The organism is Salinicola sp. CPA57, from assembly GCF_003206035.1.
GTDB lineage: Bacteria > Pseudomonadota > Gammaproteobacteria > Pseudomonadales > Halomonadaceae > Salinicola > Salinicola socius.
Genome location: NZ_PZJR01000009.1, coordinates 326,564 through 343,686 on the forward strand (window position 1 = coordinate 326,564; position 17,123 = coordinate 343,686).

Consider the following 17,123-nt stretch of genomic DNA (forward strand, 5'->3'; position numbering starts at 1 on the left):
TAGTCGAATTCCCGGCATGATGCGAATCCCTTCATTCGAGATCGCTATCGTGGGAACTTCCATCGTTCACGGCCTGTTGATCGGCGCCAGCCTGATCGTAGCCATCGGCGCGCAGAACGCGTTCGTGTTGCGTCAGGGTCTGCGACGCGAACACGGCTGGCTGGTGGCCGGCATCTGTGCGGTTTGCGATCTGTTGCTGGTCGCCGCTGGTGTGGCGGGTCTTGCGCCGCTGATCACGTCGAGTTCCACCGGGCTGCAGCTGGCTCGATGGGGCGGGGTGATCTGGCTGCTGTGGCAGGCCGCATTGGCGTTCAGGCGTGCCTTCCGTGCTCAAGCCATCAACCTGCAAGACAAGGAGAACGGAGCGTCGATCGGCGTGAGTTCGCCAGATGCCAGATCCGTGGTGGTCGCGACGCTGGGCGTCACACTGCTCAATCCACACGTCTATCTGGATACGGTGGTGATGCTCGGGATCATCGGCGGTCAGCAGTCCAGCCCTGCCGGATTCGTGATCGGGGCCTCGGCGGCCTCGCTGGTCTGGTTCTTCGGTCTGGTCGGGTTGGCCCACTGGCTGGCACCACGGCTGCGCGATCCCCGCTGGTGGCAGGGGATCGATATTGCGGTGGGGTTGATCATGCTGGCGATCGCCTGGCAGCTCGCGATGCGTCCGCTGTGAACGCGTCGCCAGCACCACAACGAACGCGACAGATCGCTAGCCGATCTGTATCTCGCCCTTGGCATAGCGCACGCCTCGCGCCTGGCGGGTGGCGAGAAAATAGCCTACCGAGAGTGGCCCGACACGACCCAGCAACATCGTCAGCCCCAGCAGGAACTGGCCGGGCAGCGAGAGATCGCTGGTGATGCCGCGGGACAGCCCGACGGTACCGAAGGCGGAAACCGTCTCGAACGCCAGATCGAGAAACGAATGGTCGCCGTCGGTGATGGTGAGCCCGAACAGCGTCAGAAAGACCAGCAGAACCCCGGCGAGCGCGACCGTGATCGCCTTGATCACGGTCTCCTGGGTGATCGAACGGCCGAACGCGGTGGGGTGTTCGGTGTTGCGGTAGAACGCCCGAGCCGTCAGCAGCAGCACCACGAAAGTGGTGATCTTGATACCGCTGGCAGTGGAACTGGAGCCCGCGCCAATGAACATCAGCAGCATCACCAGCAGCGTCGAGGCGTCGGTCAGCGAACCGATCTCCAGCGTGTTGAACCCGGCCGTACGCGGGGTGACAGCCTGGAACCAGGCAGCCTGTATCCTGGCGAAGATATCGCCCAGACCGCCCAGCGTGTCCGGATTGGACCACTCCAGGCCAAGCAGAATCGCGGTGGCGATCACGTTGAGCCAGAACGTGGCCAGCAGCACGACCTTGGTCTGCATCGACAGACGCGACCAGCGGCGATGGCGATACAGGTCGCTTACCACCACGAAGCCGAGCCCGCCGACGATGAACATCAGTGTCACCGTGCCGTTGACCAGCGGGTCGCCGACTTCCTGTATCAGACTATCGGAGAAGGTCGAGAATCCGGCGTTGTTGAACGCGGAAACGGCATGAAAGAGGCTATGCCACAACCCCATTTTCAGGCCGTACTCCGGCACCCAGTGCCACGCCAGCAGCAAGGTGCCGATGCCTTCGGTAATGAATGCGAAGGCGATCACCAGCTTGACCAGATCGCGGATGTCGCTGAAGGCGATCTCGCCCAACGCCTCGCGGACCAGGTTCTGCTGGCTCAGCGGCAGCCGCGCCCCCAGCAGCAGCACGGTAAGGGCGGCGAACGTCATGAAACCCAGGCCGCCCAGCTGGATCATCACCAGCACCACCAACTGGCCGACGAAGGTCAGATCCTCGCCGACATCGATCACGCTGAGGCCGGTGACCGTGACCGCCGATGTCGCGGTGAACAGTGCCTCGTGCCAGGCCAGCGGACGTGTACCGCTACCGGGCAGCCACAGCAGCAGGGCGCCGATGGCGCAGAGCAGGGCGAAACCGAGCAACAGCACTTCCGGCGGCGATAGCCGGATGACGCCGCCATGGGGGGCACGACGAAACGGCTGTTTCAAGCGTTGCCAGCGTCTCACGGGCGCATCCCCGACGCCGGCTCGGAGGCATGAGCTATCGGGAGATTCATATCTGCTTGCCGATTTCGCGCAGCGCCTGCAGGTCGCCCATCAGGATCAGGCTGTCGCCGGTCTGGAGCGGGGTGTCGTCGGCCGGATTGCGGATCACTTCCTGGCCGCGTTTGATGGCGACCAGAAACAGCGCATCACGATCGATCGAGAGATTGGCGACACTGGCGCAGTTCTCGATCAGGCGCTCGGTGGTTTCGATCTCGACGATGAACTGGCGCTCGCCCAGCCGGATGAAATCGACCATGGCGTGATAGTTGAGGCTTTCTGCCACGCGCACGCCGACATCGTATTCCGGATAGACCACGCGATCGGCGCCGAGGCGCTTGAGCAGCTTGTAGTGAGAGTCGGAGTGCGCCTTGGCCCAGATCTCCTTGGCGCCGAGCTCCTTGACGTGGAGCGTGCAGGTCACGCTGGCCTCGACGTTGTCGTCGACGTCGATCACCACCACGTCGTAGGCATCGAGCGACAGCTCACCCAGCGCCTTCTCGTCGGTGAGATCGGCAATTACCGCATGGTCGAGAATGTCCGACAGCGCGTCGACACGGGTTTCGTCGGCATCGACGCCTAGCACCTGATTCTGGTGGCGTTTCAATTCACGCGCGACGGTACTGCCGAAATAGCCCAACCCCAGAATGGCGAAGTGCCGGGACATCGAAATCTCCTTGTGAGGTCTCGTCTGACAGAGACCGAAACGAAACACCTGAGCCTGACATGAAATCGTCACGAGCTTGACATGAGTCGTCAGAGGCCCTGATAAACCGCCCGGATCATCGCTGTGCGCCGAGCTTTGCACAAGCCCCGGCATCGTACCAACCATGATGCGGTCGCGCATGTCTCGCGTCGACGCTACAATCCCCCGCCGCATCTCCCGCCATGGGTCGTTTTTCTCATCAGGAGCGACACCGTTATGGGCGATTCCCGGCACCGGATCGGTGCTCGAGGCCCGGTTCGGGCACGGCACGGCTCGACCCAGCCAGCTACTGGAACGACGAGGACGCATGACCGCAATCGCATCACCCAAGAATCTGTGGCTGGGACGCTGGGGCTTTGTCCTCGCGGCCACCGGCTCGTCGGTAGGCCTGGGCAACATCTGGAAGTTCCCCTACATGACCGGCGAATATGGCGGCGGCGCTTTCGTGCTGGTCTATCTCCTTTGCATTGCCGCCATCGGCGTGCCGGTGATGATGGCGGAGATCGCACTCGGGCGCCGAGGGAGAGGCAGTCCGATCGACGCCATCCGGCGGGTGACGAGGGAGTCCGGGCGCAGCCGATGGTGGTCGGGGCTGGGATGGATGGCGATGCTGTGCGGCTTCATGATTCTGTCGTTCTACGTGGTGGTCGCCGGGTGGGCGGTCTCCTATCTGTGGAAATCGGTGACGGGTGGTCTCGCCGCCCATAGCGTCGAGGGCATGGCCGCCATCTTCAGCGCCAACAATGCCAACCCCTGGAATCTGGGGTTCTGGAGCACGCTGGTCACGCTGGCAACGATGGCGATCGTGGGGCTGGGCGTACAGGCGGGCATCGAGCGAAGCGTGCGCTGGATGATGCCGGGTCTGGTGGTCATGCTGGTCGTGATGATCGTCTATGCGCTCTTCTCCGGCAGTTTCGGCGCCGGAGTGCACTTCCTGTTTGCCTTCGACCCCGGCAAGCTCACCGGACAGGCGGTGTTGGCCGCGATGGGCCACGCCTTCTTTACCTTGTCCTTGGCTTCAGGTGCCATCCTCACCTATGGCGCTTACCTGCCGGCAGATCAATCCATCGGCCGCACCACGCTGATGGTCGCCATCTGCGACACCCTGGTCGCACTGATGGCGGGGTTGGCGATCTTCCCGGTGATCTTCGCCAACGGGATGGACCCGGCATCCGGCCCTGGCCTGATCTTCATGAGTCTGCCGCTGGCCTTCCAGCAGATGCCGCTGGGTGGCGCAGTCGAGACGATCTTCTTTCTGATGCTCACCGTGGCTGCACTGACATCGGCCATCTCGATGATCGAAGCGACGGTCGCATGGTTGAACGAGAGTCACGGCCTGTCCCGCGTCAGGGCGGCCTGGGGTGTCGGTATTCTGCTGTGGGTAGTGAGCACGCTGGCGATGCTGTCGTTCAACGTCGGTGCGGACTGGAAGCTGGCGGGGCGACATTTCTTCGACTGGCTCGACTTTCTGACCTCGCGCTTTTTGATGCCGCTGGGGGGGCTGGGAACGGCGCTGCTGGCAGGATTCGTGCTGCGCGGAGAGAGTCTGAAAGAGGAGTTGGGGCTACCTTCGGCGGTTCACGCACTGTGGCGATTCGCGATCCGTTATGTCTGTCCGCTGGCGATCGTGATGGTGTTCCTGGACGCCCTCGGCGCGCTGGGGGCGGCATTCGACTGGCGCTGGCTGGCGGCAGTCCTGGTTCTCGCGCTGATTGCCGAAGTCGCTATCCTTCGTCGTCATGGACGCCAGGGTGGGTGAGAGGCGGTCAGTCGTCAGCGAGTTCTCATCGAATTGGTGACGTGGCCACCGAGTTTTGTTGTCGGGCGGGCGCCGACGCCCGCCCGAGAGGCATCAGTCATCGATTTCCCAGCTGACGCTGACACCTGCGTCGATGCTGATCTCGCCACTGCGGTACTCCGCGGCGCTGCCACTGCTGTCGGCCTCCGCGGCGCGCATCATCACCATCTGCGGCTGGTAGCGCGGAGCGGTGGTCTCCTCGATGGTGACGACATCGCCCAGATCGACGCCCAGCGTGTCCGCCATCATCTCGGCCTTCTGGCGGGCGCGTTCGAGTGCCTGCTTGAGCGCCCGATCGTCGGCGGCGTCGCTGTCCTTGAGGCCGTAGCTGACACCGTCGAGTGAATCGACCCCGGCGCTGGTCAAGGCGTCGAGAACGCGCGGCAGACGGTCGAGCTCATCGAGCGTCAACGACACCGAACGTTCGACCTGGGTGCGTACCTTGGGAGGCGTGTTGTCGTCGCCCCGATTGGCGGTCTGCACGAAGTCGGGTCGCACGCTGAGCGAACCGGCGCGAATGTTCCTGCTGTCGATACCCGCATTTTCCAACGTGCGGATCAATTCGCCGGTGCGGGATTCGAGCCGTTCCCGCGCCTTCTTGATGGCGTCGCTATCGCCCGAGGACTCCTCGCCCTGAACCTGAGCGGGCGTGCGCTCCCAAAGCGTGGCGTTCAGCGTTGCCTGATCGGGCGCGATATCGATCTTGGCATTGGCCTGCACGTGGATCTGGTGGGGTGTCTTGTCGGCGAGCGCCGGCGTGGCCAGCGTCAGGGTCGCCAGCACCGCGGCGACGCCCAGGCCGAGGGTCCGCCCCAGTGTCTGCGGGTGGGCCTTGCGGGGGGATGAGTCGCACAATGCGTGGCGAAGGTCGATAGGCGTGTCGAGAAACATGGCATTTCCTTTGTCGAAAAAACGGCGGTACCGAAAACCGGCGTTGAAACGTCGTTCGTGCGAGAACCGAGCGCTGCATGGACGCTTCCAGCGTCGTTCGGTTCCCATGCTATGCTCGCCCGCTTCTATATCCCAACCCTTCGAGTCGATGATGCGCTGTCTTTCCCCATTGCCGAGCCGCTGGCGCCAGACAATCCGCTGGCCATTGGCGGCTGTGTCGCCGTTCGCACTGGCGCTGATGGTGGCCGTTGTCGGCTGGCCGGCGACCAGGGTTTCAGCAGCCGAATCCGACGTGGGTGTGACTGCGGTCAGTGTGGAAGACGATAGCGGCCGTCGGGTGACGCTGGCGCGGCCGGCCGAGCGCATCATTGCGCTGGCACCGCACCTGGTGGAATTGAGTTACGCCGTCGGCGCCGGCAGACAGCTGGTCGGCGTCATCGACGGCAGCGACTACCCGCCGGCGGCGCGGCAGATCGCCCGTGTCGGCAGCTACCGAGGGATTCCACTCGAACTGGTCGTTGCCAGGCAGCCGGATCTGGTGCTGGTCTGGGGTAGCGGTACGCCGGCTTCGCTGGTCGAGCAGCTCGAGCGCCTGGATATCCCCGTCTATCGCAGCGAGCCGCGCCAGCTCGGCGAGATCGCGGGCGACCTGCGGGATATCGGCCGGCTCTCGGGACATGCCTCGGCGGGAGAGCAGGCCGCTTCCGATTTCGAACAAGCGCTGGAAGGGACAACGCAGCAGCTTTCCCCGGCACCACGGGTGTTCTATCAGTTGGGGCAGTCACCCTTGACCACCCTGGCCGGCGGTCAGATCGTGACCCAGGTGATTCGCCACTGTGGCGGCGTGCCGCTGTTCGACGATGCGCCGGTGCTGGTGCCCCAGATCGGCTGGGAGTCACTGATCGAAGCGCAGCCAGAGGTCATTCTGGCAGCCGGTAACGATGATCGCTGGCAGTCGTTCTGGGCCAAGCACGATGAATTACCGGCGGTGCGCAACGGGGCGATGTACACGCTGGACCCGGACGCGATCAGCCGCCCCGGCCCACGCATGATCCACGCCGTGCGCCAAGTGTGTCGGGCGCTTGCCCAGACGATCCGATAGCCGACGACCCGATAGCCAGCGAGTCGATAGCGGAAAGGGAATTCCTGGCCGCGTCTCGTCGCTCTTGGCGCTCAACCCGGGGATCTTGGCTCTTGGCCCGTGGCTCATTGCTCTTGGCGTTAGTAGTCGATGCCTCGACGCGCCTGCACCCCCGCATTGAACGCGTGTTTGGTGTCGTGCATTTCGGTCACCGTATCCGCCATTTCCACCAGCTCGCGGTGGGCATTGCGCCCGGTCACGATCACGCTCTGTTCCCGCGGCCGATTGGCAATGGCGCGCCTGACCGTCTCGAACTCGAGATAGCCGAACTTGAGCATGTAGGTGATCTCGTCGAGCACCACCAGATAGACGTCGGGATCGGCGAGCAGGCGCTCGGCCTCCAGCCACACCTCGAGACAGGCGACGGTGTCGCTGTCGCGATTCTGGGTGTCCCAGGTGAATCCCGTCGCCATCACGTGGACCTCGAGGTGGGGATCGTCGATCAGCCGGTCGCGTTCGCCGCATTCCCACAGCCCCTTGATGAACTGGATCACGCCGACGCGATAGCCGTAGCCCAGCGCACGGGTGACGGTGCCCCAGGCCGCCGTGGTCTTGCCCTTGCCGTTGCCGGTGAAGACCAGCAGTAGACCGCGCTGTTCTGTGGCGGCGGCGACCTTCTCGTCGACGTGGGATTTGAGTTTCTGCATCGCTTGCTGGTGACGCTGCTGGCGGTCACTCATGGCTGGGCTCCGGTCTTGGATGGAAGGGCGATCGGGTCGGCAAAGGAAAGGCGGATCGGGATCACGGTGCGGGAAGCGGATAGCCCAGCGCGCCGGCGATCTCGGCGGCATGATGCTCGACCCATGTCGATGAGATCGGGCCCCAGTCGCGGATCACGTAGCGCCCGATCTGGTGACGTTCGCCCGCGGACTGCTCGAACTCGCAGCGAATGTCGAGCTCGCCCAGTGCGGCCAGCGTATCCTGCGCGGTACGCCGGGGCATGCCGCTGACCTCGACGATGGCCGGCACGCTCGCGGCAAGTCCGGCATCGATCAGGTGGGCGACGTAGAGGCGACGATAGAAGCTGGTGCGGGTCTTGCTGAGAGTCATGGACGGGCTCGTGGTTCGGGATGGCATGGCTCCGATGCTACGCCAACGCCTTGCGTTCGACGACCGTTGGCACCGTAGGGCAGCACGCGAGTCAGGCGGCCATGGATTCCAGCAGCAGCTCGCGGTAATCGAGAAGCCAATCCACGAAGCGATCGATGCCCCGTTCCAGCGAAATCTGAGGCGTGTAATGGATGGCCGACTGCAGCTTGCGGGTGTCCGCCCAGGTGCGCTCCATATCGCCCGGCTGCATTTGTCTGAAGTGCTTGGTGGCGGTGACGCCCAGCCGGGCTTCCAGCGTGGCGACGAAGTCTAGCAGGGCGATCGGCTTGCCGCGCCCCAGATTGTAGATGTCGTGCGGCGCGCTGCGCTCGGTAGTCGGGGCGGGCGCCGATTCTGGAGCGAGGGGCAGCAACCGCACGATGCACTCGATGACATCGTCGATATAGGTAAAGTCTCTGGCCATGCGGCCGTGGTTGAAGATATCGATCGGCTCTGCGCGTAACAGGTTGGCGGCAAACAGGCATGGCGCCATGTCCGGTCGTCCCCACGGGCCATAGACGGTGAAGAAACGCATTCCGGTGGAAGGCAGCCGATGCAGGTCGGCATAGCTGTAGGCCATCATCTCATTGGCGCGTTTGGTTGCGGCGTAGATCGAGGCCGGCTGATTCACGGCATCGGTCTCCCGAAATGGCAGGGTTTTCTGGCGCCCGTAGACCGAACTGGAGGAGGCGTAGAGCAGATGCTCGACATCGTGACGCTTGCACACGTCGAGCAGATTGAGAAACCCGGTCAGGTTGCTGCGCCCGTACTCGTGCGGGTGATCGACGGAATGGCGCACGCCGGCCTGGGCGGCGAGATTGACCACGTGAGTGAAACGTTCGCGGACAAACAACGCCTCCAGCGACGCTAGATCGGCGATATCGATGCGATGGAACGGCACCCCGGACAGCTGTGCGACTCGCGCCTGCTTGAGGGAGACGGCGTAGTAATCGTTGAGGTTGTCGAGGGCGACGACACTGTGACCATCGCGGGCAAGACGATCGGCAAGATGAAAGCCGATGAATCCGGCGGCACCGGTAACGAGGATTTTCATGCAGATTTCTGTCCTTGATGAATCCATGACTGATCGAGCCGGCGAACGGGTGCTGGGCTCTGATTGCCACAGGCGACCGCCTGCCTGCCGAATGACAGGGCGGCGACGGGTAGCACATCCAGTTGCCCGCCGCGGTAAGGGAAGGTGTGAGCGGCGGTGGCGTCATCCATCAACGGACGGAGATCGCGATCACGGCCGACGACCCAGCCCTCCGGCATCTGGTGTTCAAAGCGACACAGATCTGTGGATGTACCGTTCAGCGTGATTAGGGGCTTGCTCAGTCGTCCCGCGAACTGAAAGGTCGCCTGGTAGCCATCGCCGTTGAAGGCAACGGGAACCCCCTCATGCTGCAGTCGTGCCATCAGCCTGGCGGGAGCGGTGACGTCGTAGCGGCTCCAGAGGGGCGACAGCATCAGTTGGGTGGCGATCAGCACAGCGATACCGGTGCCGAGTGCCAGATTGCGAATCGCTTGAGCGGCGCCCAGCCAATGCCGATACCAGAGAAAAGCCGCCCAAGCGATCAGGGCAATAGCCCCGAAGGGGGAAAGCATCGCGCGACTCACGGCGCCAGTGCCAAGGAGCATCAGAACCGGAGCTGCCGCGCCTAGCAGGCCGATGGCCATGGCGGGCAGGCGGCCACGCAGGCGTGCACGGCGATCGATGCTGCCGAGACGGTCCATGATCAGCAGCGCCAACGCCGGCAGCAGTGGCATCAGGTAGTGAATCTGCTTGCCGCTGATGAGTGAAAAAATGACCAGCGGGCAGCCTAGCCAGATCCAGGCCAGGCGCTGATGGCGGTGGCGCGGCAGCCGAGGCCATGCGCTTGGCCACAGCGTCCAGGGGAAGGCGAGCAATGGTAGCCACGGGAGGTACCACCACACGGGGCGCGCGTGGTCCATTGCCTGTTGCAGGCGATCGACGCTCTGGCCCCAGAGTAGATCCTGGGCGTAGTCGCGACCGCCCAGCCACGCGGCGGGCAATGCCCAGGCCAGCAGCATGGCGAGTCCCAGTGTCAGCGCCAGGACGAGATGACGCCGACCGGATGGACCCAGCGCTGAGGCTCGCCAAAGCGGGATCGTCAGCAGAATCGGCCCGAGCGTCACGAACACGGCCGGGCCCTTGGCGAGCAGTGCCAGCCCCAGCCAGAGCCCGCTGACGGTGGCCTTGGATATCGTCAGTTGGCCCGCTACCAGCGGCGCGATGGCGCCCAGCAGGCAGGCGCTGAGCAGGATGTCGAACATCAGCGCGCCGCTGTAGAGGTTCCACATCAACATGGCCATCAATGCCATGGGCGCGAGTCGCGCCTGACTGCCGGCGTAACCCAGACGGCGGGCGATGCGATAGAGATGCGCCATGGCAATCAGCGACGCCAGCGGCGAGATCAACCTGGGCCACCATTCGCTGACCCCGAACAGCGACCAGCCGGAATGGATCAGCCAGAACAGCAGCGGCGGCTTGTCGGCGTAAGGGACGCCGTTCATGAGCGGAAGCCAGAAAGAGTGGGCGTGCCACATCTCCCAGGCGACCGAGACGTAGCGGGTTTCGTCGATCGGCATCAACGGCTTGGCCAGTGCGCCGGCGAGCGCCATCGACCAGAGCAGCACGATGACCGCGGCGTCGCGATGTCTGGTTTCCCAACGCAACAGAGTGAGAGAGTGCGGAAACTGGCGGGTGATGATCACGCGATCGCGCCTCGACGAAGTGGAGAGACGCTACTGTGATGGCGCTGGCTTAACGAAATATTATCGAGACAGGACGGTCTCCAGATCGTGCAAGAACGGGGTTGGGGGCGGAATTCCGAGAAGCGAATCGCACGATAAGAAAGCGTTAAGGTGGGTGTGTCTCAATGGGTTAGACGGGCGAGATCCCGTCGGGATCCTCGGCGGCGTGACGCAGACGAACGACGAAGCCGGATGATGCACGCGCACGATCGAGACACACAACGAGAGACACGCAACGAAGACGGAAACCGCAATGCGCGTATTGTTGGTGGAAGATGACCCCCTGCTGGGGGACGGCATTCGGACTGCCCTGATCCGGGAAGGCTACGTGGTGGACTGGTTGATGAAAGGCCGGGATGCACTGGAAGCGGTGCGCGTCGAGCCATTTTCGTTGGTCGTGCTCGATCTGGGTCTACCGGACATCGACGGACTCGAGGTGCTCAAAGGCATTCGGCGCCACTATCCGCTGCCGGTTCTGATCCTGACCGCCCGGGATGCGGTCGATCAGCGCATCATGGGGCTGGATGCCGGCGCCGACGACTACGTGCTCAAGCCGTTCGATCTGCAGGAGCTGCTGGCACGGATGCGCGTGGTGACGCGTCGTGCCGAAGGCAGGGCGACCCAGCTGCTGGCGATCGGCCAGTTGACCATCAACGAAGCCGAGCATGAAGTCAGTTGGAAGGGGGCGTCTGTCCCGCTCGCTCGACGGGAGTTTGCGCTGCTGCTCGAGCTGGCCAGAAACCGCGATAAAGTCATGTCGCGCCCCAAACTGGAAAGTCTGCTCTACGGCTGGGGAGAAGAGGTCGGTTCCAACGCACTGGAAGTTCATGTCCACCACCTGCGCCGCAAGCTCGACAAGCATCTGATCGCTACGGTCAGAGGCATCGGCTATCGACTGGACAGCCGCGTGGCATGACATCGATCCGCCGCTATCTCAATTTTACGCTCGTTGGCGTACTGCTGATCGTCATGGGGCTGGCAGTCACCGCCGCCTATCTGATCACGCGCCACGAAATGGAAGAGATCTTCGATGCGCAGTTGAGCCTTCAGGCGCGCGTGGTGTCGGCGCTCGTCGATACCGACACGACATCACGGGAGTATCAGGCGGTCGCCGAAAAGCTGTCGCAACCCGGGCACTTCGCACGCTGGTATGGCCAAACCGGCAGCCTCCTCGACAAGATCGGCCATCCCAAGCGCTACATCCATGAAGAGGGCATGCTGTCGCTCGGCTTCTGGGATGCCGGACAGCGACCGATTCTGATGGGACCGCGCTGGCACGGGAAGGACGACGCCTTCCCGGCGCCGAAAGACGCCGGGTATCGCTGGCAGCGTTTCGGCGGTCATCGCTGGCGGGTCTTCAGCATGCCGATCGAGGGCGGGCGCTGGCTGAGCGTCGGGTTGCGGGAAGCGTTTCAGGACGAACTCTCCAACAAGGTCGCCATCGGAAATTTCGTGCCGCTGCTGCTGGCGCTGCCGATCCTTATCTGGCTGATTGCCCGGCTGATTCGGCGAGGCTTGAAGCCGATCGATCATCTTTCCCGACAAGTTCAGGCGCGAGACGAGAAAGACTTGAGTCCGATTCGCGTGGGCGTGCCGCGAGAATTGCAGACCCTGCGTGGTGCGCTCAACGATTTCATCGACCGTCTGGGCAAGACGCTCGAACGTGAACGGCGTTTCACGGCCGATGCGGCCCACGAGTTGAGAACTCCGCTGGCGGCCATGAAGATCCATCTCGACAACGCCCGCTACGGCGAGCCCAGTGCACTGGACAAGGCCTATAAAGGCATCGAGCGTCTGCAGCGCGTGGTCGAGCAGTTGCTGCTGCTGGCTCGTCTGGATATTCATCGTGAACGGCCGGCTCCTGAGTCGATCCCGCTGCCGGCCTTGGTCATGGATCTGGCCGCCGATCTGTGGCCGTTGGCCGAGTCCCGGCAGCAGACGCTGGAGATCGTCGAAGGCGAGCCGGTGAGCGTTACCGGCAATGCCACCGAACTGGGAATACTGATCCGCAATCTGATGGACAACGCGCTGCGCTATACCCCACCGGAAGGGACGGTGGTCGTGGCGGTGGGCAGCGATGACCGGCACCCCTGGCTGACCATCGCGGACTCCGGCCCCGGCATTCCAGAAGCGCTGCTGGAGTCGGTGAAACAGCGCTTCCAACGCGCGTCCGACCAGCGTATTAGCGGCAGCGGCCTGGGCCTCTCCATTGCGGCCGAGATCGCCGAGCGCCAGCGGTTGACGATGACGCTCGCCAACCGCGCGGAAGGCGGCCTGGTGGTCAGGCTGGACTGGCTCGATGCTGTCGTCTGACTCACCCCGCCGGGACGTTGGCCGCCGTCTCGAAGCGCATCGGGTTCATGCTGCAGTCCCGGGCTTTTAAACCCTCGGTGCGCTGCCGGTACTGTCCGGCAAGGTGGTCGGTGCCACGAAGATCGGCGCTGCGGTCACGTCGCCCTGGCACTGGCCCACGGCCGTCGCCGGAACGAGCCACCAGTCGTCGCCATTCTGAATCCCCATGTCGTGAACCTGGCCGCGGTCGATGCAGTCGTAATCTTCGGCTTGACGCTTCATCGCGAACATCCAGCGGCTGTCATCCTGCTGGAGCCAGGCGAAGGCACGCTGGAACTGATCGCTTGCCGGCGTCTTGTCGCCGAACTGAATGCTGGGTTGGCGAGACTGCAGAAGAAACTCTTCATCGTAATCCGGCATCGCCAACCAGATGCCGGTGCCGGTGATCGACTCGACATCGGCCATCATGTCCCGCGGAGAGCGAGCGTGATCCTGCAGCGTATAACCCCAGCTCGACCAACTGACCCAGAAAACGATCAACCAGCCGCAGAGTGCCCACAATCCGCGGCGCGGGCGCGCCCATGCCAGCAATCCAAGCGCTATGACGGCGATGACGATCCACCATGCCCAGGGCGATACCGCATGACGTGAGGCGACTTTGGTCAGTGCCGGCAGACCGACGAAACCCAGAATACCTGCGATCAACAGTATGCCGCCGAGCAAGGCCAGCAGGCCGAACCCCAGCCAATGCAGGCGCTTTTTAGTGATCAGTCCGGGCAGCAGCGGTGCCATCGCCATGACCAGCAGCGGTAACGTCGGCAGCATGTAAACGCCACGTTTACCGGGGGACAGGGAAAAGAAAGTGACGATCAGAATGACGGAACTGAGCGGCAGCAGAATGCGTGCATCGGCGCGACACAGACGACGCCACCAGGCGGGGAGCGCCCACGGGAAGGCCAGGATCAGCGGCATCCACGCCCACGGCAGAACGTTGAGCAGATAGTAGTACCAGGGTTCGAGGTGCGCCCAGGAATCGGCGTAGCGCTGGCCGGTCTGCTTGAACAGGATATTGTCCCGATAGGCGGCCAATGACGGGTCATCTCCCCATGTCGCCATGACAATCATCGGCACCGCCCAGGTGGCCACACACAGCAGCATGACGCCGATCCCCTGCGCCAAATCCTTCAGACGAAAGCGTGTGGCCTGTCCGCGGTAGGCCATCCACCACCAGGCCGGCAGCAGTGTCAGAGGCAGGATGCCGACACCCTTGGTGATGATGCCGAGGCCCATTGCGGCCCAGCCTGCCAGCCACCACTTCTTGGCAGGGCCGAGCAGTGCGTGACGCAGAAAACCATAGCTGGCAAGGGTGGTAAAGAACGTCAGCATCATGTCGAGCTGGGCCGTCTTGGCCTGCAGCACGAACTGGAATGCGGTCAGTAGCGCCACCCCCGACATCAGCGCGATGCGCCGTCCGTACAGGCGACGGCAAAGATCTACCGTCAGCAACAGGGTACCGACACCGGCCAGCGTGGTGGGTATCAGAAACCCCCAGCGCACGGAGCCGGTGAGCCAGATGCTCAGGGCCGATGCCCACATGAACAGGGGCGGTTTGTCGGGATAGAGCTCGCCGCCCCGGTGCGGGAACCAGAACTGGCCGGTACGCAGCATCTCCAGGGCATTCAGCGCGAAACGTGGTTCATCGGCGGGCCACGGATCACGTAGGCCGATGCCGATTCCCAATAGCACGATGGTGAACAGCAGCAACAGCAACCAGGTACGACGATATTGCGCCTGTGATGGGTCGGTCCAGAAGCGTCGCATGGCAAGGGTTCCGTTCAGGAGTTCGAGACGTCGTCGGAAAGTGCGGTTCTGGTGGAATCCGTCTGACGCGTCTCCCGGCGGATCAGCATCAGGTTGCGAACGTAGATGATCAGGCCTGTGCCCTGGCCGGCGATGAACACCGGGTCGCGGCGATAGATGGCGTAGGCGAGCAGCGTGGCGCCGCCGCCGAGGCTGAAAAACCAGAAGGCGACCGGAATGATGCTACGCCTGGCGCGCTCGCTGGCGAGCCACTGGATGATGAAGCGTGCCGAGAACAGCGCCTGGCCGATGAAGCCGATGGTCACCCACAGCCATTCCTGATTCATGGCATCGGCTCCGCGTGCGTCGAAATTTTCGGATTCTCAGCGGGGCTGCCGGCCGGCGTCATCGTGTCGACGATGGCCGCAGGCAGTCGGCTACGGCGTCGCAGCCACATCACCCCGACCATATCCACGATCCCTGCCCACAGCCGATTGTTGAGACCGTAATGCGACCGACCGCTGCCGCGCGGGCGGTGATTGACTGGAACGGAAACGCACTCGCCCCCCTGAGCGCGAACCAGGGCGGGGAGAAACCGGTGCATATGATCGAAGTAGGGCAGCGAGACAAAGGCGTCGCGGCGGATCAGCTTGAGACCGCATCCGGTGTCCGGCGTGGCGTCGTTGAGCAACGCCGCGCGGACGCGATTGGCGATCTTCGACGACACCCGTTTTAGCCAATCGTCGTTGCGCTGAACCCGATGACCCGCCACCAGCGTGACATCTCCCTGTCGCGCGCGCGCGAGTAGCGCCGGCAGGTCCGCCGGATCGTTCTGGCCGTCGCCATCCAGCGTGCCGAGCCAGGTTCCGCGGGCCGCCCACGCGGCCTGCCAGACAGAGGTGCTTTGTCCGGCACTGCAAGCGTGACGCATCGGGCGCAGGCGAGAATCCTGCGCCGCGCGCCGGGTCAACAGCTCCCAGCTGCCATCCGTCGAGGCATCGTCGACGACGATGACTTCATGCTCGACATCGGCAAGCGCCAGGCTGATTTCATCGAGCAGGCAGGGGAGATTGCCGACTTCATCCTTGGCCGGTATCAGAATCGAAATCAAGGGAGAATGGAGGCTTGAACGCATTGGTGACGATATCCTGGCCATGTGAACGGGCAACCTGAGAGATCACGGATCGGTTTGACGAAGGGCCGCGGGCCCAACCGCGTCGGTCAGGCCAGGGCAATCGTGGACGATAAGCGCGAGGGCGATCCGTTCATGGTCGTGTTCCAGGCTTAAAGAAATCTTAAGCGACAAGCAGGAAAACGACGTTCCTGCTCAGGGCAGGGTCAAAGGGTGCCTGCCGATTGTCGAAAATCAGCCAAACAGATCCTGCTGCGCGTGAGGCGCGCGAAAGCGCGTGGTATCGAGACCCATCTCCGCCCGTTGGCCCATCTGCAGACGAGCGGCGGCACGGCGAAAACGCTGGTCAATCATGTCCACGAACAGCCCCTCGCCACGCATCCGGTGGCCGAAACGGCTGTCGTTGTTCTGCCCGCCGCGGGACTGGCGGAGCAGGCTCATGACCTTGCCCGCGCGCTCCGGATAGTGCTCCTCGAGCCAGGCTTCGAACAGCGGCGACACCTCGCGTGGCAGTCGCAACAGCGTCCAGCTGGCGGTTCGGGCCCCGGCCTCAGCCGCCCGCGCCAGCAGCGTCTCGATCTCGCTGTCGTTGATGGCGGGGATCACCGGCGCCACCAGCACGCCCACCGGGACCCCGGCTTCATGCAGATCCCGGATGACCTTGAGGCGCGCCGCCGGCGAAGCGGTACGCGGTTCCAGGGTGCGCTTCAGTTCGTTGTCGAGGGAGGTCAGGCTGACGAAGACACGGACCAGCCGCTCGCGGGCCATTTCGGCGAGCAGTTCCCGGTCGCGCAGGATCAACGCGCTCTTGGTCACCAGCGTGACCGGGTGGCGGCACTCCAGCAGCAGTTCCAGCAGCGAGCGCGTCGTACCGTGCTGCGCCTCGATCGGCTGGTAGCAGTCGGTATTGCCGGAGAGGTTGATCGGCCGGCAGACGTAGCCGGGTTTGCACAGCTCCTCGCGCAATCGATCCGCCATGCCGGTCTTGGCGATCAGGCGCGTCTCGAAATCGATCCCGGGAGAGAGATCCCAGTAGGCGTGGCTGGGGCGGGCATAGCAGTAGATACAGCCGTGCTCGCAGCCGCGATAGGGGTTGAGCGAACGATCGAAGCCCAGATCCGGCGATTGATTCCAGGAAAGCGCGGAGCGGGGTGCTTCGAGCTGGACCTGGGTGGCGATACGCGCCGGCAGTTCTTGCTGCCACCAGCCGTCGTCTTCCACGGTGCCATGCGTCGGCTGGAAACGGTTGTCGGGATTGTAGGTCGCGCCGCGGCCTTTCAGCGGGCCGGTAAATCGATAGGGAGACGTCATTCCAGCGACTCCTGTGGTTGGGCATGATGACTGGCTATATATACAGTATCTTGGGCCAGCCTTGCCAGTTCG

General features: G+C 63.7%; 16 protein-coding genes. 5 read left to right on the forward strand and 11 right to left on the reverse strand.

The window, feature by feature from the left end:
- Window positions 1-16 precede the first annotated feature (16 nt).
- Complete coding sequence (locus tag DOM36_RS11380; protein ID WP_232823802.1) at window positions 17-676, forward strand: LysE/ArgO family amino acid transporter; 660 nt, start codon at window positions 17-19, stop codon at window positions 674-676.
- 36 nt (window positions 677-712) lie between these two features.
- Here DOM36_RS11380 and DOM36_RS11385 read toward each other — a convergent pair whose 3' ends face one another.
- Both DOM36_RS11385 and DOM36_RS20090 read right to left on the reverse strand, forming a co-directional pair.
- Window positions 713-2,080 (reverse strand): TrkH family potassium uptake protein, encoded by a 1,368-nt coding sequence (locus tag DOM36_RS11385; RefSeq protein WP_075569093.1) that lies wholly within the window; start codon window positions 2,078-2,080, stop codon window positions 713-715.
- 46 nt (window positions 2,081-2,126) lie between these two features.
- Window positions 2,127-2,783, reverse strand: a complete 657-nt coding sequence (locus tag DOM36_RS20090) for a TrkA family potassium uptake protein (RefSeq protein WP_075569129.1) — start codon at window positions 2,781-2,783, stop codon at window positions 2,127-2,129.
- A 346-nt stretch (window positions 2,784-3,129) separates the two neighbouring features.
- Here DOM36_RS20090 and DOM36_RS11395 point away from each other — a divergent pair, with 346 nt between their 5' ends.
- Window positions 3,130-4,581: a sodium-dependent transporter gene (locus DOM36_RS11395; RefSeq protein ID WP_110643144.1), complete on the forward strand. Its 1,452-nt coding sequence runs from the start codon at window positions 3,130-3,132 to the stop codon at window positions 4,579-4,581.
- Window positions 4,582-4,674: 93 nt separating this feature from the next.
- Here DOM36_RS11395 and DOM36_RS11400 read toward each other — a convergent pair whose 3' ends face one another.
- On the reverse strand, window positions 4,675-5,511 hold the full coding sequence (locus DOM36_RS11400; protein ID WP_110643145.1) for an SIMPL domain-containing protein: 837 nt from the start codon (window positions 5,509-5,511) through the stop codon (window positions 4,675-4,677).
- Between the two features lie 151 nt (window positions 5,512-5,662).
- On the opposite strand from DOM36_RS11400, the gene DOM36_RS11405 reads away from it, so the two are divergent.
- A complete protein-coding gene (locus DOM36_RS11405) occupies window positions 5,663-6,613 on the forward strand; it encodes a cobalamin-binding protein (protein WP_157958630.1) in 951 nt (316 codons plus the stop codon).
- Between the two features lie 119 nt (window positions 6,614-6,732).
- On the opposite strand, the gene cobO is transcribed toward DOM36_RS11405, so the two are convergent.
- The 4 genes from cobO to DOM36_RS11425 all read right to left on the reverse strand — a co-directional run bounded on the left by cobO (window position 6,733) and on the right by DOM36_RS11425 (window position 10,477).
- Window positions 6,733-7,332, reverse strand: a complete 600-nt coding sequence (cobO, locus tag DOM36_RS11410; protein ID WP_075569095.1) for a cob(I)yrinic acid a,c-diamide adenosyltransferase — start codon at window positions 7,330-7,332, stop codon at window positions 6,733-6,735.
- Between the two features lie 61 nt (window positions 7,333-7,393).
- Window positions 7,394-7,702 carry a winged helix-turn-helix domain-containing protein gene (locus DOM36_RS11415; RefSeq protein ID WP_110643147.1) on the reverse strand — a complete coding sequence of 103 codons (309 nt, stop codon included), beginning with the start codon at window positions 7,700-7,702 and terminating at the stop codon, window positions 7,394-7,396.
- Between the two features lie 91 nt (window positions 7,703-7,793).
- Window positions 7,794-8,795, reverse strand: coding sequence for an SDR family NAD(P)-dependent oxidoreductase (locus tag DOM36_RS11420; RefSeq protein ID WP_075569097.1), 1,002 nt, complete (start codon window positions 8,793-8,795; stop codon window positions 7,794-7,796).
- Window positions 8,792-10,477 (reverse strand): glycosyltransferase family 39 protein, encoded by a 1,686-nt coding sequence (locus DOM36_RS11425; RefSeq protein WP_110643148.1) that lies wholly within the window; start codon window positions 10,475-10,477, stop codon window positions 8,792-8,794. Before DOM36_RS11425 ends, DOM36_RS11420 begins: the two co-directional genes overlap by 4 nt.
- Window positions 10,478-10,769: 292 nt before the next feature.
- Between DOM36_RS11425 and DOM36_RS11430 the strand changes: the two genes are divergently transcribed.
- Window positions 10,770-11,432 (forward strand): response regulator transcription factor, encoded by a 663-nt coding sequence (locus tag DOM36_RS11430; protein WP_110643149.1) that lies wholly within the window; start codon window positions 10,770-10,772, stop codon window positions 11,430-11,432.
- Window positions 11,429-12,829 carry an ATP-binding protein gene (locus DOM36_RS11435; protein WP_075569100.1) on the forward strand — a complete coding sequence of 467 codons (1,401 nt, stop codon included), beginning with the start codon at window positions 11,429-11,431 and terminating at the stop codon, window positions 12,827-12,829. Before DOM36_RS11430 ends, DOM36_RS11435 begins: the two co-directional genes overlap by 4 nt.
- 66 nt (window positions 12,830-12,895) lie before the next feature.
- Here the strand turns inward: DOM36_RS11435 and DOM36_RS11440 are convergent, their stop codons facing one another.
- The 4 genes from DOM36_RS11440 to DOM36_RS11455 all read right to left on the reverse strand — a co-directional run bounded on the left by DOM36_RS11440 (window position 12,896) and on the right by DOM36_RS11455 (window position 17,051).
- The gene (locus DOM36_RS11440) at window positions 12,896-14,629 is read right to left on the reverse strand and encodes a glycosyltransferase family 39 protein (protein ID WP_110643150.1); all 1,734 of its coding nucleotides are present in this window, start codon (window positions 14,627-14,629) and stop codon (window positions 12,896-12,898) included.
- A 14-nt stretch (window positions 14,630-14,643) separates the two neighbouring features.
- Window positions 14,644-14,955, reverse strand: coding sequence for a lipid-A-disaccharide synthase N-terminal domain-containing protein (locus DOM36_RS11445; RefSeq protein ID WP_075569102.1), 312 nt, complete (start codon window positions 14,953-14,955; stop codon window positions 14,644-14,646).
- Window positions 14,952-15,743 (reverse strand): glycosyltransferase family 2 protein, encoded by a 792-nt coding sequence (locus DOM36_RS11450; protein ID WP_110643151.1) that lies wholly within the window; start codon window positions 15,741-15,743, stop codon window positions 14,952-14,954. Before DOM36_RS11450 ends, DOM36_RS11445 begins: the two co-directional genes overlap by 4 nt.
- A gap of 231 nt (window positions 15,744-15,974) precedes the next feature.
- Complete coding sequence (locus tag DOM36_RS11455) at window positions 15,975-17,051, reverse strand: PA0069 family radical SAM protein (protein WP_110643152.1); 1,077 nt, start codon at window positions 17,049-17,051, stop codon at window positions 15,975-15,977.
- Between the last annotated feature and the right edge of the window lie 72 nt (window positions 17,052-17,123).

What these genes read in the sequence shown, in the direction of transcription:
- DOM36_RS11395 (WP_110643144.1), top strand. Translation starts at nt 3,130, where the DNA reads ATGACCGCAATCGCATCACCCAAGAATCTGTGGCTGGGACGCTGGGGC.
- DOM36_RS11420 (WP_075569097.1), bottom strand. Translation starts at nt 8,795, where the DNA reads ATGAAAATCCTCGTTACCGGTGCCGCCGGATTCATCGGCTTTCATCTT.
- DOM36_RS11440 (WP_110643150.1), bottom strand. Translation starts at nt 14,629, where the DNA reads ATGCGACGCTTCTGGACCGACCCATCACAGGCGCAATATCGTCGTACC.
- DOM36_RS11400 (WP_110643145.1), bottom strand. Translation starts at nt 5,511, where the DNA reads ATGTTTCTCGACACGCCTATCGACCTTCGCCACGCATTGTGCGACTCA.
- DOM36_RS11380 (WP_232823802.1), top strand. Translation starts at nt 17, where the DNA reads ATGATGCGAATCCCTTCATTCGAGATCGCTATCGTGGGAACTTCCATC.
- DOM36_RS11450 (WP_110643151.1), bottom strand. Translation starts at nt 15,743, where the DNA reads ATGCGTTCAAGCCTCCATTCTCCCTTGATTTCGATTCTGATACCGGCC.
- DOM36_RS11455 (WP_110643152.1), bottom strand. Translation starts at nt 17,051, where the DNA reads ATGACGTCTCCCTATCGATTTACCGGCCCGCTGAAAGGCCGCGGCGCG.
- DOM36_RS11430 (WP_110643149.1), top strand. Translation starts at nt 10,770, where the DNA reads ATGCGCGTATTGTTGGTGGAAGATGACCCCCTGCTGGGGGACGGCATT.
- DOM36_RS11435 (WP_075569100.1), top strand. Translation starts at nt 11,429, where the DNA reads ATGACATCGATCCGCCGCTATCTCAATTTTACGCTCGTTGGCGTACTG.
- DOM36_RS11415 (WP_110643147.1), bottom strand. Translation starts at nt 7,702, where the DNA reads ATGACTCTCAGCAAGACCCGCACCAGCTTCTATCGTCGCCTCTACGTC.
- DOM36_RS20090 (WP_075569129.1), bottom strand. Translation starts at nt 2,783, where the DNA reads ATGTCCCGGCACTTCGCCATTCTGGGGTTGGGCTATTTCGGCAGTACC.
- cobO (WP_075569095.1), bottom strand. Translation starts at nt 7,332, where the DNA reads ATGAGTGACCGCCAGCAGCGTCACCAGCAAGCGATGCAGAAACTCAAA.
- DOM36_RS11445 (WP_075569102.1), bottom strand. Translation starts at nt 14,955, where the DNA reads ATGAATCAGGAATGGCTGTGGGTGACCATCGGCTTCATCGGCCAGGCG.
- DOM36_RS11405 (WP_157958630.1), top strand. Translation starts at nt 5,663, where the DNA reads ATGCGCTGTCTTTCCCCATTGCCGAGCCGCTGGCGCCAGACAATCCGC.